General features: G+C 73.1%; 17 protein-coding genes. 15 read left to right on the forward strand and 2 right to left on the reverse strand.

Annotation, left to right across the window (positions count from 1 at the left end):
* The first annotated feature begins 27 nt into the window (after nt 1–27).
* Nucleotides 28–606, forward strand: coding sequence for a TetR/AcrR family transcriptional regulator (locus tag ACZ7OH_RS00860; protein ID WP_470278967.1), 579 nt, complete (start codon nt 28–30; stop codon nt 604–606).
* On the opposite strand, the gene ACZ7OH_RS00865 is transcribed toward ACZ7OH_RS00860, so the two are convergent.
* Nucleotides 582–1,343, reverse strand: a complete 762-nt coding sequence (locus tag ACZ7OH_RS00865; RefSeq protein ID WP_470278968.1) for a methyltransferase — start codon at nt 1,341–1,343, stop codon at nt 582–584. The two genes, ACZ7OH_RS00860 and ACZ7OH_RS00865, sit on opposite strands and share 25 nt — an antisense overlap.
* 170 nt (nt 1,344–1,513) lie before the next feature.
* Between ACZ7OH_RS00865 and ACZ7OH_RS00870 the strand changes: the two genes are divergently transcribed.
* From ACZ7OH_RS00870 to ACZ7OH_RS00885, 4 genes are all read left to right on the forward strand, one after another.
* Nucleotides 1,514–1,903, forward strand: a complete 390-nt coding sequence (locus ACZ7OH_RS00870) for an STAS domain-containing protein (protein WP_470278969.1) — start codon at nt 1,514–1,516, stop codon at nt 1,901–1,903.
* Nucleotides 1,893–2,675 (forward strand): GAF and ANTAR domain-containing protein, encoded by a 783-nt coding sequence (locus tag ACZ7OH_RS00875; RefSeq protein ID WP_470278970.1) that lies wholly within the window; start codon nt 1,893–1,895, stop codon nt 2,673–2,675. The genes ACZ7OH_RS00870 and ACZ7OH_RS00875 overlap by 11 nt, the downstream gene beginning before the upstream one ends.
* A gap of 97 nt (nt 2,676–2,772) precedes the next feature.
* On the forward strand, nt 2,773–3,210 hold the full coding sequence (locus ACZ7OH_RS00880) for an Hsp20/alpha crystallin family protein (RefSeq protein WP_470278971.1): 438 nt from the start codon (nt 2,773–2,775) through the stop codon (nt 3,208–3,210).
* Between the two features lie 63 nt (nt 3,211–3,273).
* Complete coding sequence (locus ACZ7OH_RS00885; protein ID WP_470278972.1) at nt 3,274–3,546, forward strand: hypothetical protein; 273 nt, start codon at nt 3,274–3,276, stop codon at nt 3,544–3,546.
* A gap of 35 nt (nt 3,547–3,581) precedes the next feature.
* Here ACZ7OH_RS00885 and ACZ7OH_RS00890 read toward each other — a convergent pair whose 3' ends face one another.
* On the reverse strand, nt 3,582–3,944 hold the full coding sequence (locus ACZ7OH_RS00890; RefSeq protein ID WP_470278973.1) for an STAS domain-containing protein: 363 nt from the start codon (nt 3,942–3,944) through the stop codon (nt 3,582–3,584).
* Between the two features lie 107 nt (nt 3,945–4,051).
* Here ACZ7OH_RS00890 and ACZ7OH_RS00895 point away from each other — a divergent pair, with 107 nt between their 5' ends.
* From ACZ7OH_RS00895 to infA, 10 genes are all read left to right on the forward strand, one after another.
* The gene (locus ACZ7OH_RS00895) at nt 4,052–4,516 is read left to right on the forward strand and encodes an SRPBCC family protein (protein ID WP_470278974.1); all 465 of its coding nucleotides are present in this window, start codon (nt 4,052–4,054) and stop codon (nt 4,514–4,516) included.
* A 12-nt stretch (nt 4,517–4,528) separates the two neighbouring features.
* Nucleotides 4,529–5,323, forward strand: a complete 795-nt coding sequence (locus ACZ7OH_RS00900) for a MerR family transcriptional regulator (protein ID WP_470278975.1) — start codon at nt 4,529–4,531, stop codon at nt 5,321–5,323.
* A 120-nt stretch (nt 5,324–5,443) separates the two neighbouring features.
* Nucleotides 5,444–7,426 (forward strand): APC family permease, encoded by a 1,983-nt coding sequence (locus ACZ7OH_RS00905; RefSeq protein WP_470278976.1) that lies wholly within the window; start codon nt 5,444–5,446, stop codon nt 7,424–7,426.
* Nucleotides 7,427–7,597: 171 nt separating this feature from the next.
* A complete protein-coding gene (locus tag ACZ7OH_RS00910; protein WP_470278977.1) occupies nt 7,598–8,518 on the forward strand; it encodes a hypothetical protein in 921 nt (306 codons plus the stop codon).
* On the forward strand, nt 8,518–8,928 hold the full coding sequence (locus ACZ7OH_RS00915) for a phage holin family protein (RefSeq protein WP_470278978.1): 411 nt from the start codon (nt 8,518–8,520) through the stop codon (nt 8,926–8,928). The genes ACZ7OH_RS00910 and ACZ7OH_RS00915 overlap by 1 nt, the downstream gene beginning before the upstream one ends.
* Nucleotides 8,925–9,533: a DUF3618 domain-containing protein gene (locus ACZ7OH_RS00920; protein WP_470278979.1), complete on the forward strand. Its 609-nt coding sequence runs from the start codon at nt 8,925–8,927 to the stop codon at nt 9,531–9,533. Before ACZ7OH_RS00915 ends, ACZ7OH_RS00920 begins: the two co-directional genes overlap by 4 nt.
* Before the next feature lie 91 nt (nt 9,534–9,624).
* Nucleotides 9,625–11,127 (forward strand): phosphodiester glycosidase family protein, encoded by a 1,503-nt coding sequence (locus ACZ7OH_RS00925; protein WP_470278980.1) that lies wholly within the window; start codon nt 9,625–9,627, stop codon nt 11,125–11,127.
* 29 nt (nt 11,128–11,156) lie between these two features.
* Nucleotides 11,157–11,771 (forward strand): TMEM175 family protein, encoded by a 615-nt coding sequence (locus tag ACZ7OH_RS00930; protein ID WP_470278981.1) that lies wholly within the window; start codon nt 11,157–11,159, stop codon nt 11,769–11,771.
* 171 nt (nt 11,772–11,942) lie between these two features.
* Nucleotides 11,943–12,725, forward strand: coding sequence for a GNAT family N-acetyltransferase (locus tag ACZ7OH_RS00935; protein ID WP_470278982.1), 783 nt, complete (start codon nt 11,943–11,945; stop codon nt 12,723–12,725).
* The gene (infA, locus tag ACZ7OH_RS00940) at nt 12,715–12,936 is read left to right on the forward strand and encodes a translation initiation factor IF-1 (RefSeq protein WP_364462868.1); all 222 of its coding nucleotides are present in this window, start codon (nt 12,715–12,717) and stop codon (nt 12,934–12,936) included. Before ACZ7OH_RS00935 ends, infA begins: the two co-directional genes overlap by 11 nt.
* The last annotated feature ends 22 nt before the right edge of the window (nt 12,937–12,958 follow it).

Consider the following 12,958-nt stretch of genomic DNA (forward strand, 5'->3'; position numbering starts at 1 on the left):
GCCGCTGTCATCACCTAGAATCGAACCATGGTGCGCTGGGAACCCGGAACCGCGGAACGGCTGCAGAAGGCCGCGCTCGAGCTGTTCGCCACCCGCGGGTACGAGCAGACGACCGCCGCGGAGATCGCGCAGTCCGTCGGCCTCACCGAACGCACCTTCTTCCGGCACTTCAGCGACAAGCGCGAGGTGCTCTTCCAGGGGCAGGAACTGCTGGCCCAGGCGTTCCTCGACGGCATCGACGCCGCCCCGCCGGACGCGTCGCCGTTCGAGCTCGTCGCCCGCGCGCTGCGGTCGGCGGCGACCTTCTTCCCGGACGAGCGCCGCCCGCACTCCCGCACGCGGCAGTCGGTGATCGACCGCAACCCCGCGCTGCAGGAACGGGAGCACCACAAGCTGACGACCCTGGCCACGACGGTCGCCGCCGCCCTGCGCGCCCGGGGCGTCGACGACGTCGCGGCCACGCTGGCGGCGGAGTCGGGCGCCACCGTGTTCGGGATCGCGTTCACCCGGTGGCTGCGGGAGGAAGGGTCACTGGCCGACATCGCGACCGAAGTGCTGGACGAACTGCTGTCGCTCGCCGCTCAGGCTTTGCGCCCCACGAGGTGAAAGACGCGGCTGAGCCCGCGGTAGGGATCGCGCCGGCCGGCCTCGAGCTCGACGGCCGCGACCCGTTCGGCATCAGCCGGGTCCACCTCGGCGCCGGCGAACCCGAGCCAGTCGACGAACAGCCAGACCCCGTACCACCGCACGGGTTCCACGCCCCGGGCCCGGAGCAGCCCGCTCAGCTCCTCGACGGTGTCCGCTCGCGTCGGAACGCCCAGCACGCCGATCTCGCTCCGGGTGTCGAACGCCGCCAGCGCGTCCTCCCACCGCTGCTCCAGCGCCGGCCGGACCGCCATCGCGTGGGCGTTGCCCGTCATGATCGAGACCACGCCCCCGGGAGCGGCGAGGCGGCACAGCCGGTCGACCACCGGCTCCGGCCGCTCGAGGTACCCGAGGACGCCGTGGCACAGGACGGCGTCGAAGCGCCGGCCGCCGACGGCCTCCTCGGCGTGCTCGCCGTCGGACTCGATGAACGCCACGCGCTCGGCACCCGGCCGTTGCCGCGCCTTGGCCAGCATCGCCGGGGACGGGTCCAGGAGCGTGACGGCGTACCCGGCCTCGGCCAGCGGGAAGCACTGGTGGCCGGCGCCGCCGCCGACGTCGAGGACCGTGGCCGGCGGGGGCGGGAGGTGCTCCAGCAGCTGGCGGTGCAGGACGTAGGTGCGCACCCGGCCCTTCACCGACGCGTAGGCGTCGTCGGCGAATTGGCCGGCCAACGCGGCCCAGGTGTCGTCAGCCACGCGGCTCACGGTACCGGCGCGCGGCTCGTGACTCCGGGGTGCCGCGCGGGGTAGTGTCGTCGTCGCTGCGGTTGAGCACAGCAGCCGCCTCCTGGAACCCCATGGGCCCGCGCGATCCCGCGCCGGCCGGGACCGGCGGGCCGGGCCCGCCTCATCGAGGTGAGGACGCCATGCACGACACCATCACCCGTCCGGGCATCGCCCTGCTGGCGGGGTTGCCGTCCCGGACGGCGATCACGACGACGGCCGAGCGCACGGTCGTGGCCGTCACGGGCGAACTGGACCTGGCGCGGACCGGCCGCCTGGCGTCGTTGCTGGGCGAAGAGCTCGATCTGGCACCGAGAGCCCTGGTCATCGACCTGACCGGGCTGGCCTTCTGCTCGGCCCGCGGGCTGGGCGTCATCCTGGACTCGGTGTCGGCGGCCCGCGCGGCCGGGATCCCGGTGGCCGTCGTCGCCGAGGGCCGGGCGGTGCTGCGGCCCATCAAGGCCCTGGGGCTCGAGGGCGCGCTGCCCCTGCACCGGACGCTCGCCGACGCGACGGAGCACCATGACCTCTGAGCAGGAGTGGCAGCGCGACAAGGAAACCTTCGTCGCCGGCGAAACCCGGCCCGGTCCGCTCGCGGGCGAGTTCGCCCGGCTGACCGCCCGGCTGCTGACCGCCCCCAGCGTCGAGGACGTTCTCCAGCGCGTCCTCGAGGCCACCACGCTGATGGTCCCCTCCGCCGACCTCGCCAGCTTCACGCTGATCGGTCCCGACGGGCAGTTCCACACGCCCGCGGAGACCGGCGAGGTCGCCATCGAGCTCGACCTGCTGCAGTACCGGTTCCGGGAAGGGCCGTGCGTCGAGGCGGCCGAGCCCGCCGGACCCGCCGTCGCGATCGCACCCGACCTCGCCGACGAGCCCCGCTGGCCGCGGTGGGCGCCCGCCGCCGCGGAGCTCGGCGTGCGGGCCGTCGTCTCGACCGCGCTCATCCCCGGCGCGCCCACCGGCCGGTCCATCGGCGCGCTCAACGTGTACTCGCGTTCCGCGGCCGGCCTGGACGAGGCCGACCGCGACGTCCTCCTGCTGCTGGCCACGCACGCATCGCTGGCCCTGGCGGCCACCGACGCCGTCACGCGCGGCGAGCTGCAGGCCGCGAACCTGCGCAAGGCGATCGACAGCCGGGACGTGATCGGCCAGGCCAAGGGCATCATCATGGCCCGCCGCGGCGGCTCGGCCGATGAGGCGTTCGACGTCCTGCGGCGCACCTCCCAGGACCTGAACGTCAAGCTGGCCGAGCTGGCCCGGACCCTCGCCGAACGGCACACGGAGATCGACCTGCCCGGCTGACGTCATCACATAGACGACTTGCCTCTTGTCATCGTTCGGACGACATGTTAAAACGGTAGTGCGTGTTGACACCCCGATGTCGAACAGGAGGAGAACGATGTTGATGCGCACCGACCCGTTCCGCGAGCTCGACCGCTTCGCCCAGCAGGTCTTCGGCAGCCCCGGCACCTGGTCCAAGCCGGCCGCGATGCCGATGGACGCCTACCGCTCCGGCGACGAGTTCGTCGTCTGCTTCGACCTGCCCGGCGTCACGAAGGACGCCATCGAGCTCGACATCGAGCGCAACGTCCTGACCGTCAAGGCCGAACGGCGGCCCCTCCCCGGCGGCGACGACGTCCAGATGCAGGTCTCCGAGCGTCCCCTCGGCGTCTTCTCGCGCCAGCTCTTCCTCGGCGACACCCTCGACGCCGACCACATCAAGGCCGACTACGAGGCCGGCGTCCTGACCCTGCGCATCCCGGTCGCCGAAAAGGCGAAGCCGCGCCGCATCGAGATCGCCGGCGAGGAGTCCGACCGGAAGCAGCTCAACGCCTGACGCACCCGGCCGCGGCGGACCGGCTCCGCCCGGTCCGCCGCGAAGGGGCTTTCGAGGAAGCGCATGACCGATCCCGTCCAGGCCGCGGCGGAGCGGATCTTCGCCGCCGCCGAAGAACTCGGCACCACCCGTCAGGAAGCGGTGCTCGTCACCCGCGCGGTGCACGCGGTCAAGAACGGCCGCCCCACCGACGTCGCCCTCACCGACTCCGGGCCGCACCGGCGGCGCCGGCTCGCCCACGTCGTCGGCTGCGCGCTCTGGGACCCGGCCCTCGACGCGGACGCCGTGCTCGCCGCCGTCACGAGCAGCGCCCGGATCCCGCGCGCGGCAGCCTGATTCCACGCTGTACACAGTGGACGTCCACTGTGGAGTCACCGCCGGTCGCGGATCCACGCGCGGGCGTCGTCGACGGTCGCGTGCACGGCGAACGCCTCGTCCAGCCGGCTCAGCCGCACCGCGCGCAGCACCGGGTACCGGTCGGCGACCACCGCGAGCGGCACGCCGTCCTCCGACGTCCGGGCCGCGAGCTCGGCCAGCACCTGCAGGCCCGCCGACCCGCAGAACCCGATCCCGTCCAGGTCGACGATGAGCGCCCCCGGCCCGTCGGCCAGCACGGCGCCGGCCCGGGCGCGCAACACCGGCGCGGTGGCGAGATCCAGGTCACCCGCGGCCGCGACGACGACGGCCTCGGGCGTCGTGCGCACCCGCACGGTCAGCGTCCGCTCCTCGGTCACCGCGTCTCCCTTCCGCCGGTGCCCGACTTTAAGCGGCCCGCATCGTTTTGTCATCGATTCGCGGGGTAACCGGGGCTGGACCGCAGAAGAGGAAGGAGACGCCCACGATGAGCACCGTGACCGAGACCGTCGACGTCGAAACCGATGTCAGCACGGCGTACAACCAGTGGACCCAGTTCGAGTCCTTCCCGCACTTCATGGAAGGCGTCGACGAGATCAGGCAGCTCGACGACACGCACACGCACTGGAAGATCAGTGTCGGCGGCCAGACGCGCGAGTTCGACGCGACGATCACCGAGCAGCACCCCGACGAGCGCGTCGCCTGGAAGTCGGACACCGGCCCGAACCACGCCGGCGTGGTGACGTTCCACCGCCTCGACGACCGGCACACGCGGGTCACCGCGCAGCTCGACATCGACCCCGAGGGCTTCGTCGAGAACGTGGCGGACAAGCTCGGCGTCCTCGACCGCCGGGTCAAGAGTGACTTGGGTCGCTTCAAGACCTTCATCGAGGAGCGCGGCGGCCGCGAAACCGGCGCGTGGCGCGGCGATGTGCAGCGGCCCGGGTCCTGAGCGGCCGGGTCCTTGACGGATCCCCCGGCGACCGCCCCCACCGTCACCTGGACGGCGGGGGCGGTCGCGCGCATGCTCGACCTGCCGCCGTCGACGCTGCGCGCGTGGCACCGCCGGTACGACCTGCGGCTCACCACGCCCCAGACGGGCAGCCACCGCAGGTACGGCCGGGCCGACGTCGACGCCCTGCTCCGCATGAAGTACCTGATCGACCAGGGGCTCGGCGCGGAGTCCGCGGCCGCGCGGGCGTTCCACGCCGGCGGCACCGACGTCGAGACGCTGCTGACCGCGATCCGGCAGCTGAAGATCGACACCGCGACCGCGCTGCTGGACGCCCACCTGGGCGGCCACGACGTCGTCGGCACGTGGGACCACCTGTGCCGGCCCGCGATGCACGCCCTGGGCGGCCACGACCGGCGCATCGACCTGGTGCACGGGCTGGCGTGGGCCGTCGCCGCGGCGCTGCACCGCATCCCCACGCCCGGCAGCGCTTCCCCGCCGGTGCTGCTCGCCTGCGCCGACGGGGATCGGCACACGCTTCCGCTGGAAGCCTTGCGCGCGGCCTTGGCCGAACAGGGCCGCGCGGCAGTGTTCCTCGGCGCGTCCATTCCGGACCCGGCGCTGCGGGACGCGGTGGCCCGGACGCACCCGGCGGCCGTGGTGCTGTGGGCGAGCCGGGTGGTGGTGCCCCCGCGCCGGCTGCGGGTGCCCTTGGTCGTCCTGGCCGGGCCGGGCTGGCCCCGCCACACCGGACGCGCGGCCCGTCCGGCGACGCTCGGCGACGCCGTGGCGCTCCTTTCCCGGTGACCGGCCGCGCGTACCGGGGTCAAAGCGGTGATCGACACCCGCTACCCGGCCTGCGCGGCCCGCCCGGCGCGCGTCGGGCATTCTTGTGCCCGGAGTTGTCCAGGCGATGAGGGGACGAGGATGGGTGCTTCACCCGAGGTGACCATGCCGGCGAGGGTCGACAGCCCGGTGCCTCCGAAGCCGCCGGCCTCCGGGCTGGCGCGGTGGCTGCTGGAGCACCGGGTGGCACCCGTCGGCCGGCAGGGCGGCGAGGACCACGGCACCCCGCAGTCCTGGTGGAAGGTCATGTGCCTGACCGGCGTCGACTACTTCTCCACCCTCTCCTACCTGCCCGGCATCGCCGCGCTCGCCGCCGGGGCGCTTTCGCCGCTGGCGACCTTGCTGATCGTCGCGCTGACGCTGCTCGGCATGCTGCCGATGTACCGCCGGGTCGCCCGCGAAAGCCCGCACGGCCAAGGCTCGGTGGCGATGCTGGAGGACCTGCTGCCGTTCTGGCGCGGGAAGCTGTTCGTCCTCACGCTCCTCGGCTTCGTCGCGACGTCGTGGATCATCACCATCACGCTGTCGTCGGCGGACGCCACCGTGCACATGCTGGAAAACCCGTACCTGCCGGGCTTCCTGCACGGTCACGCCGTCCTCATCACCGTCGTGCTGCTGCTGATCCTCGGCGGGGTGTTCCTGCTGGGCTTCAGCGAGGCGGTCGGCGTCGCCATCCCGCTCGTCGCGGTCTTCCTGGTGCTCAACGCCGTGGTGACGGTCGCCGGCGTGCTCGACCTGCTCGGCGACTCCGCGGCGCTGTCCCGCTGGACGGACGCGCTCACCGCGGGCGGCGGCGGGTTCGGCGGCATCGTCGGGCCGGCCGTGATCGCGTTCCCGCTGCTGGTGCTGGGCCTCTCCGGGTTCGAAACCGGCGTCAGCATGATGCCGCTGGTCGCCGCGAGCGGGAAGACGCCGGAAGAAAAGCTGGAGTCGCGGATCCGCAACACGCGCAAGCTGCTGACCGCGGCCGCGCTGATCATGTCGGTGTTCCTGATCGCGACCAGCTTCGTCACGACCGTGCTGATCCCGGCGGACGCGTTCAAGGAAGGCGGCGAGGCCAACGGCCGGGCCATGGCCTACCTCGCTCACCACGAGCTGGGCGAGATCTTCGGCACCGCCTACGACATCAGCAGCGTCCTGATCCTGTGGTTCGCCGGCGCGTCGGCGATGGCCGGGCTGATCAACATCGTCCCGCGGTACCTGCCGTCCTACGGCATGGCGCCGGAGTGGGGCCGCGCGGTGCGGCCGGTGGTGATCGTCTACACGGTGATCAGCATCCTCATCACGGTCGCGTTCGGCGCCGACGTCAACGCGCAGGCCGGGGCGTACGCCACCGGCATCCTGGCGATGATGGTGTCGGGATCGGTCGCGGTCAGCATCTCGGCGGTCCGGCGGCACCAGCGCGGCGCGGCGATCGGGTTCGGCGTCCTGACGCTCGTCCTGGTGTACGCGCTCGTCGAGAACGTCATCGAGAAGCCGGACGGCATCGCCATCTCGGCGCTGTTCATCCTCGGCATCATCGTCGTCTCACTGGTTTCGCGGGTCTCGCGGACGACGGAGCTGCGGGCCGAGCGCATCGAGTTCGACGAGGAAGCCCGCCGGTTCATCGAGGATTCGCTCGCCAACGACGGCGCGCTGCACATCATCGCCAACAAGCGGCAGGGCGGCGACGAAGCGGAGTACTCGGCCAAGGAAGCCGAACAGCGGTCGATGAACCCGGTTCCCGGCGCCGCCGACGTCCTGTTCCTCGAGATCGACGTCGTGGACCCGTCGGAGTTCAGCAACGTGTTGAAGGTGCGCGGCGTCGACGTCGACGGCTACCGGATCCTGCGCGCGGACAGCCCCGCGGCGCCGAACGCGATCGCGGCGATCCTGCTGGCCCTGCGCGACGTCACCGGCGTCCGGCCGCAGTGCCACTTCGAGTGGGCGGAGGGCAACCCGCTCGGGCACTTGTTCCGCTACTTGATCCTGGGCCGCGGCGACACGGCCCCGGTGGTCCGGGAGATCATCCGCAGCGCGGAGAAGGACCCCGCCCGCCGCCCGGGCATCCACGTCGGCGGCTGACCCCCGGAACCCTCTCGACGCACCGGCGTCCGGCACACCCACCGCCTCCGCGAGCGGGCTACCCACCTTCGCGGCGGACACGCGTGCCCGTTTACGCGGGCAGCGCCCGGGTAGCCCGCGGCTCTACGAAGCCGAGGGCACCGGAAGTGCCTCTCCCGCAAGGAGGTCGAGATGACACAGGGACCCGGCGGCCAGTCACCGCCGTCGACGACGGACACCGCGAAGGACGAGGCACGCGAGGTGGCCACCACGGCCGCCGACCGCGGGGGTGAGGTCGCGCAAACCGCCGCCCACGAGGCGAAACACGTCGCCGAGCACGCCCAGCGGGAAGCGCGTGACCTGCTTCGCGAAGGCCGCGCGCAGCTCGAATCCCAGGCGCGGGACGGCCAGCGGAAGGCAGCGCAGAGCCTCCACCAGCTGGCGGGCCAGCTGGACCGGATGGCCGAACAGACCGACTCCCCCGGCGTCGCCGCCGACGTCGCGCGGCAGGTTTCGGACCGGACGCGGTCGGTCGCGGACTGGCTGGAGCACCGCGAACCCGGCGACCTGCTCGACGAAGTACGGCGTTTCGCCCGCCGCCGTCCCGGGACCTTCCTGGTCGGCGCGGCGGTGGCCGGCGCCCTCGTCGGGCGGCTCACCCGGGGCGTCGTCGCCCAGCAGCAGCGGGAAAGCACCCCGAACGGCCAGGCGGCCGCGGCCACCCCGCCGCAGCACCCCGGCCCGGCCGGGGTCCCGCCGGTGCCGCCGGCTCCGGGGCCGGGCGGCACGGGATACCCGCCGCCGGTCGCCCCGGGCGGGTACAGCGCACCGCAGCCGGGCGGCCCGGTCGGTCCTGATGGCTTCGGCGCGCCGCAGCCCGGCCCGGGTGGCCTCACCGCACCCCAGCCCGGTTCTGGTGGCCACACCGCATCCCAGCCCGGCCCGGGCGGCCCCACCGCGCCTGGCTCCGGCGCGGCCGAGGCATCCCAGCCCGACCCCGGTGAGCTGGACGCGCCGCCGACCACGCCCGGCGGTTTCGCCGCGCCTCAGCCGGGCGGGTACCCACCCCTGCCGCAGCCCAGCCGCCCCGCCGCGCCCGGGCAGGTGCCGTGATGACTCAGCCACCCGGCCCCCACCCCGATGTCGCCGACAGCTCGGTCGGCGAGCTGATGTCCAACGTCATGAAGGACCTCTCCACCCTCGTGCGGCAGGAGGTGGAACTGGCCAAGGCCGAGACGAAGGCCGAGGCCACCAAGGCGGCCAAGGGCGCCGGCCTGGTCGGCGGCGCCGGGTTCGCCGGCTACATGGTGCTGCTGTTCCTGTCCGTCGCGCTGTGGCAAGCCCTCGAGAACGTCATGGACGGGGGCTGGGCCGCGCTGATCGTGGCCGCGGTGTGGGCGATCGCCGGCGCGGTCCTCTACACCACCGGGCGCGGCGAGTTCCGCCGCGTCAACCCGAAACCCGAACGGACCGTCGAAACCCTGCAGCAGGTCCCGGACGCACTGAAAGGCGAACGACCATGACCGAACCGGACCGGATCCGCCGGGAAATCGAAGGCACGCAACGGAACCTGAGCACCGACGTCAACGCGCTGACCGAGAAGGTGAGCCCCGGCCGCATCGTCGAGCGCCGGGTCGGCCGGGTGCGGACGGCGTTCGGCAACGCCAAGGACCGCGTCATGGGCGCCGCCGACCACCACGCGTCGGCCGTCGGCGACCAGGCCGGCTCGGTTGCCTCGACCGCGCAGGACAAAGTGAGTTCCGCGGCCGACGCGGTGTCCAACGCCCCGCGGCAGATCCGCCGCGGCACGCAGGGCAACCCGCTGGCGGCCGGCCTGATCGCCTTCGGCGCCGGCTGGCTGGTGTCGTCGCTGCTGCCGGCGAGCGAGCCGGAGCGCAAGCTGGCCGGCCAGGCGACGGACCTGGCGCGCGAGCAGCTGGCCCCGGTCGCCCAGCACGCGGCGGAAGAGCTCCGGGACACCCTGCGCGAGCCGGCGCAGCAGGCGGTCGAGTCGGTGAAGTCCGAAGCCGCCGACAGCGCGTCGACGGTGAAGGAAGAAGCGCGCTCGGCCACGGGCGACGTCACCGACCGGGCGCAGGAGGCCCAGCGGAACGTGCGCTCGTCGTGAGCCTTCCCGGGGGTACGGCGGTCGCGCCGTGCCCCCGGGAGTTCAACCGGAACCCACGCGCGGTCCACCCCGGCGGGGTAGCTTGCACCGCGTGAAGACGAGGACGCCGCTCGCCCTGACCCTGTCCGCCGCGCTGACCCTGGCGCTGAGCTCGCCGGCCTCGGCCGCCGGGGACGTGCTCGCGCCGGGGCTGACCGTCTCCACGACGGTCACCGGCGACGGCACGGGCCACAACTCCTGGACCGTCACCGCGCAGGTGCCCGGCGGGTCGAGCCCCGATCCGGACGCGCCGGCGTCCGTGCTCGGCAGCCGCGAGCACGCCGAAACACTCGTGACCTCCTTGCGCGGCAAGGGTTTCGCCGCGCGCGCCGAAGAGGTCGACTGGCCCGCCTTCGTCGACACCCCGCGCGGCGCCCTCGGCTGGCGCGTGCGGGTCGGCTCCTTCGCCGACCGCGCGCAGGCCGCCGCCACCGCGAGCGCCCTGACCGCGAACGGCTTCTCCGGCGCCGTCGAGTGGACCGGCCAGGACGGGCCGGAAGCCCAAGGGCCGCAACGCGTCCGGGTCGCCGTCGTCGATCCGCGGCGGTTCCGCGGCGACGTCGTCGCGTCGCACGGCGAGTCGGTCGCGGGCCGGCGCACGACGTCGGCGCTGGCGGCCGCCGCGGGCGCGCTCGTCGGGACCAACGGCGGCTTCTTCGTCATCGACCCGCGCGACGGCATCCCCGGCGAACCCGCCGGCATCGGTGTCTACCAAGGCCTCCTGCAGAGCGAAGCCACCACCGGGCGGCCCGCGCTGCTGCTCGGCGACCGGCCGTCGATCGGCGTCCCGCGCACCGCGCTCACCGTCGGCGGCCGCGAGGTCAACGGCGTCAACCGCAAACCCGGCCTGATCCGCAACTGCGGCGAGCCCGGCGACGTCCCGACGGACCGGCCGCTGCACGACACGACCTGCACCCACGCGGACGAACTCGTGCTGTTCACTCCGCAGCTCGGCACGCCGACCCCCACCGGCGATGGCGTCGAAGCCGTCCTGGACGCCCACGACGTCGTCACGGCTGTGCGTCCCGCCGGCGGTGGCGTGCCGGCCGGCGGCCACACCGTGCAGGGCATCGGCGCGGCGGCGACGTGGCTGACCGGGCACGCGCGGCCCGGCACGCGGCTGCCGGTCGCGACGCGCGTCTTCGAGGGCTTCCGCCCGGTCCACCCGGCCGGCGTGGTCAACGGCGGCCCGTGGCTGGTCCGCGACGGCCGGATCGCGGTGGACGCGGCATCGGACGGCATCGTGCACCCCGGTGACCCGTCGTTCGTGTACGGCTGGGGCGTCAAGCGCAACCCGCGCACGATGGTCGGCCTCGACCGGCAGGGGCGGCTGCTGATCGTCACCGCCGACGGGCGTCAACCGGGCTTCGCCGAAGGGCTTTCCCTGATCGAGGGCGCGAAGCTGATGGCGCGGCTCGGCGCGGTGACGGCGATCAACCTCGACGGCGGCGGCTCGACGGCGATGGCGATCGACGGCAAGCTGGTCAGCTCCCCGTCGGACGCGACGGGCGAACGCCCGGTCGGCGACGCGCTGCTGGTGCTGCCGCGGCGGTGACCCCCGCGACCGTGGTGTTGGATGGCCGCGTGGAACAGAAGAAGTCGTCCGAGCGGCTGGTGTTCTTCACCGACGCCGTGGTCGCGATCGCCCTGACCTTGCTGATCCTGCCGCTCGCGGATCTGGTGCCGGAGCTGGTCGCGGAGCACAAGCCCGCGACGGACGCCGTCACCGAGAACTGGTCGAAGATCTTCAGCTTCGTGCTGAGCTTCGCCGTCATCGGCCGGTTCTGGTCCGTTCACCACGGCATCTTCGAGCACGTGCGCAGCTACAGCACCGCGCTCGTGCGCGCCAACTTCGCCTGGCTGCTGACGATCGTGGTGGTGCCCTTCCCCAGCGAACTGATCGGCGCCTACCAGTCCGAGCGCTTCACCGTGGTGTTCTACCTCGGGACGTTGCTGGCCAGCAGCCTGTGCCACACGACGATGGTGTTCATCATCCGGCGCGACCCGCAGATCCGCGGGGACGCCGAGCCCGTGTCGGACGAGACGTGGTGGAACCACGTGCTGAGCGCGGTCGTGTTCGCGCTCGCGGTCGTGGTGGCGCTGATCAAGCCCAGCCTCGGCTACTACGTGCTGCTGTTGCTGCTGTTCCCGGCGCGGATCGCTCTCTGGCTGCGGGCCCGACGCACCGCCGGTAAATGAGTTGGGCGCGGGGGCGCCGGGTCGCTATCGTGCCGGAGACCGTGACTCGACGCCGGGAGGTGAGCCCCATGAACGCTGTTTCGATGTGGGTGCTCCCCTCGTCGTCACGGTCGGGCGACTGACGTAGGGGTCGCCGGGAGCGCTTCGAGCACTCCCGAGAGGTACGAACCCATGCAAACCACGCATTTCATCGCGGGTGAACCCGCGGTCGTGATCACGCGCGTCGCGGCGCGGCATTGGCACGCGCTGGAGGACGACGTCGTGGTCGGCCGCGGCGAAGCCACCACCCGGCCCGACGGGCGGACCTTCCTCAGCATCGACTCCTGGCACCGCTCGGTCTTCGACCAGCTCGCCGACGCGATGCTCGCGGACCTGCCCGCTCCCCTGTACACGGTCGTCGACGAAGTCCACACCGACCTGACGGCGGGGTGGGAGCGAGCCGGCTTCACGCTCCGCCGGCGCGAGTGGGAATGCCTGGTGCCCACCGCGCAGCGGACCACCGCCCCACCGCCCGGCGTGACGATCGTGCCCCGCGGCTCGGCTTCGGAAGGCCCGCTGCGCGCGCTGGACCGCGTGGTCCGGGCCGAGGTCGAAGCGAGCGTCGGCTGGCAGGAGATGCCGGCCGAGGTCCTGCCTCGGACGGCCGGGGACACCATCGTCGACCCGGCGCTCTACGCGGCCGCGGCCGAGGGCGACGAGTACGTCGGCCTGGTCCGGGTGGTCCAGGTGACGCGGCTGCCGCGGATCGGCCTGATCGCCGTCCGCGCGGACCGGCAGCGCCGCGGCATCGCCCGGGCGCTGCTGACCGGAGTACTGGACTCGTTGCACGCGGCGGGAATCCCGACGGCGTCGGCCGAAGTGGACGAAGCCAACCCGGCGGCGACGGCGCTGTTCGAGAGCGTCGGCGCCCGGCGGGCGAGCAGCACCCTGGAGCTGGTGCGCCATGGCGAATAAGGGCGGCATCGAAGTCGAGGGCACCGTGATCGAGTGCCTGCGCAACGCCACCTTCAAGGTGGAACTGCCGAACGGGCACCACGTCCTGGCCCACATCAGCGGGAAGATCCGGAAGAACTACATCAAGATCCTGCCGTTCGACCGGGTCCTGGTGGAGCTGAGCCCGTACGACCTCGCCCGGGGCCGCATCCTGTTCCGCTACCGCACCTAGTCCCGGACGGTCGTGAGTACGC

This window comes from Amycolatopsis sp. NPDC114478, assembly GCF_055633805.1.

What these genes read in the sequence shown, in the direction of transcription:
- ACZ7OH_RS00915 (WP_470278978.1), top strand. Translation starts at nt 8,518, where the DNA reads ATGACTCAGCCACCCGGCCCCCACCCCGATGTCGCCGACAGCTCGGTC.
- ACZ7OH_RS00870 (WP_470278969.1), top strand. Translation starts at nt 1,514, where the DNA reads ATGCACGACACCATCACCCGTCCGGGCATCGCCCTGCTGGCGGGGTTG.
- ACZ7OH_RS00885 (WP_470278972.1), top strand. Translation starts at nt 3,274, where the DNA reads ATGACCGATCCCGTCCAGGCCGCGGCGGAGCGGATCTTCGCCGCCGCC.
- ACZ7OH_RS00875 (WP_470278970.1), top strand. Translation starts at nt 1,893, where the DNA reads ATGACCTCTGAGCAGGAGTGGCAGCGCGACAAGGAAACCTTCGTCGCC.
- ACZ7OH_RS00905 (WP_470278976.1), top strand. Translation starts at nt 5,444, where the DNA reads ATGGGTGCTTCACCCGAGGTGACCATGCCGGCGAGGGTCGACAGCCCG.
- ACZ7OH_RS00895 (WP_470278974.1), top strand. Translation starts at nt 4,052, where the DNA reads ATGAGCACCGTGACCGAGACCGTCGACGTCGAAACCGATGTCAGCACG.
- ACZ7OH_RS00880 (WP_470278971.1), top strand. Translation starts at nt 2,773, where the DNA reads ATGTTGATGCGCACCGACCCGTTCCGCGAGCTCGACCGCTTCGCCCAG.
- ACZ7OH_RS00920 (WP_470278979.1), top strand. Translation starts at nt 8,925, where the DNA reads ATGACCGAACCGGACCGGATCCGCCGGGAAATCGAAGGCACGCAACGG.
- infA (WP_364462868.1), top strand. Translation starts at nt 12,715, where the DNA reads ATGGCGAATAAGGGCGGCATCGAAGTCGAGGGCACCGTGATCGAGTGC.
- ACZ7OH_RS00910 (WP_470278977.1), top strand. Translation starts at nt 7,598, where the DNA reads ATGACACAGGGACCCGGCGGCCAGTCACCGCCGTCGACGACGGACACC.
- ACZ7OH_RS00860 (WP_470278967.1), top strand. Translation starts at nt 28, where the DNA reads ATGGTGCGCTGGGAACCCGGAACCGCGGAACGGCTGCAGAAGGCCGCG.
- ACZ7OH_RS00935 (WP_470278982.1), top strand. Translation starts at nt 11,943, where the DNA reads ATGCAAACCACGCATTTCATCGCGGGTGAACCCGCGGTCGTGATCACG.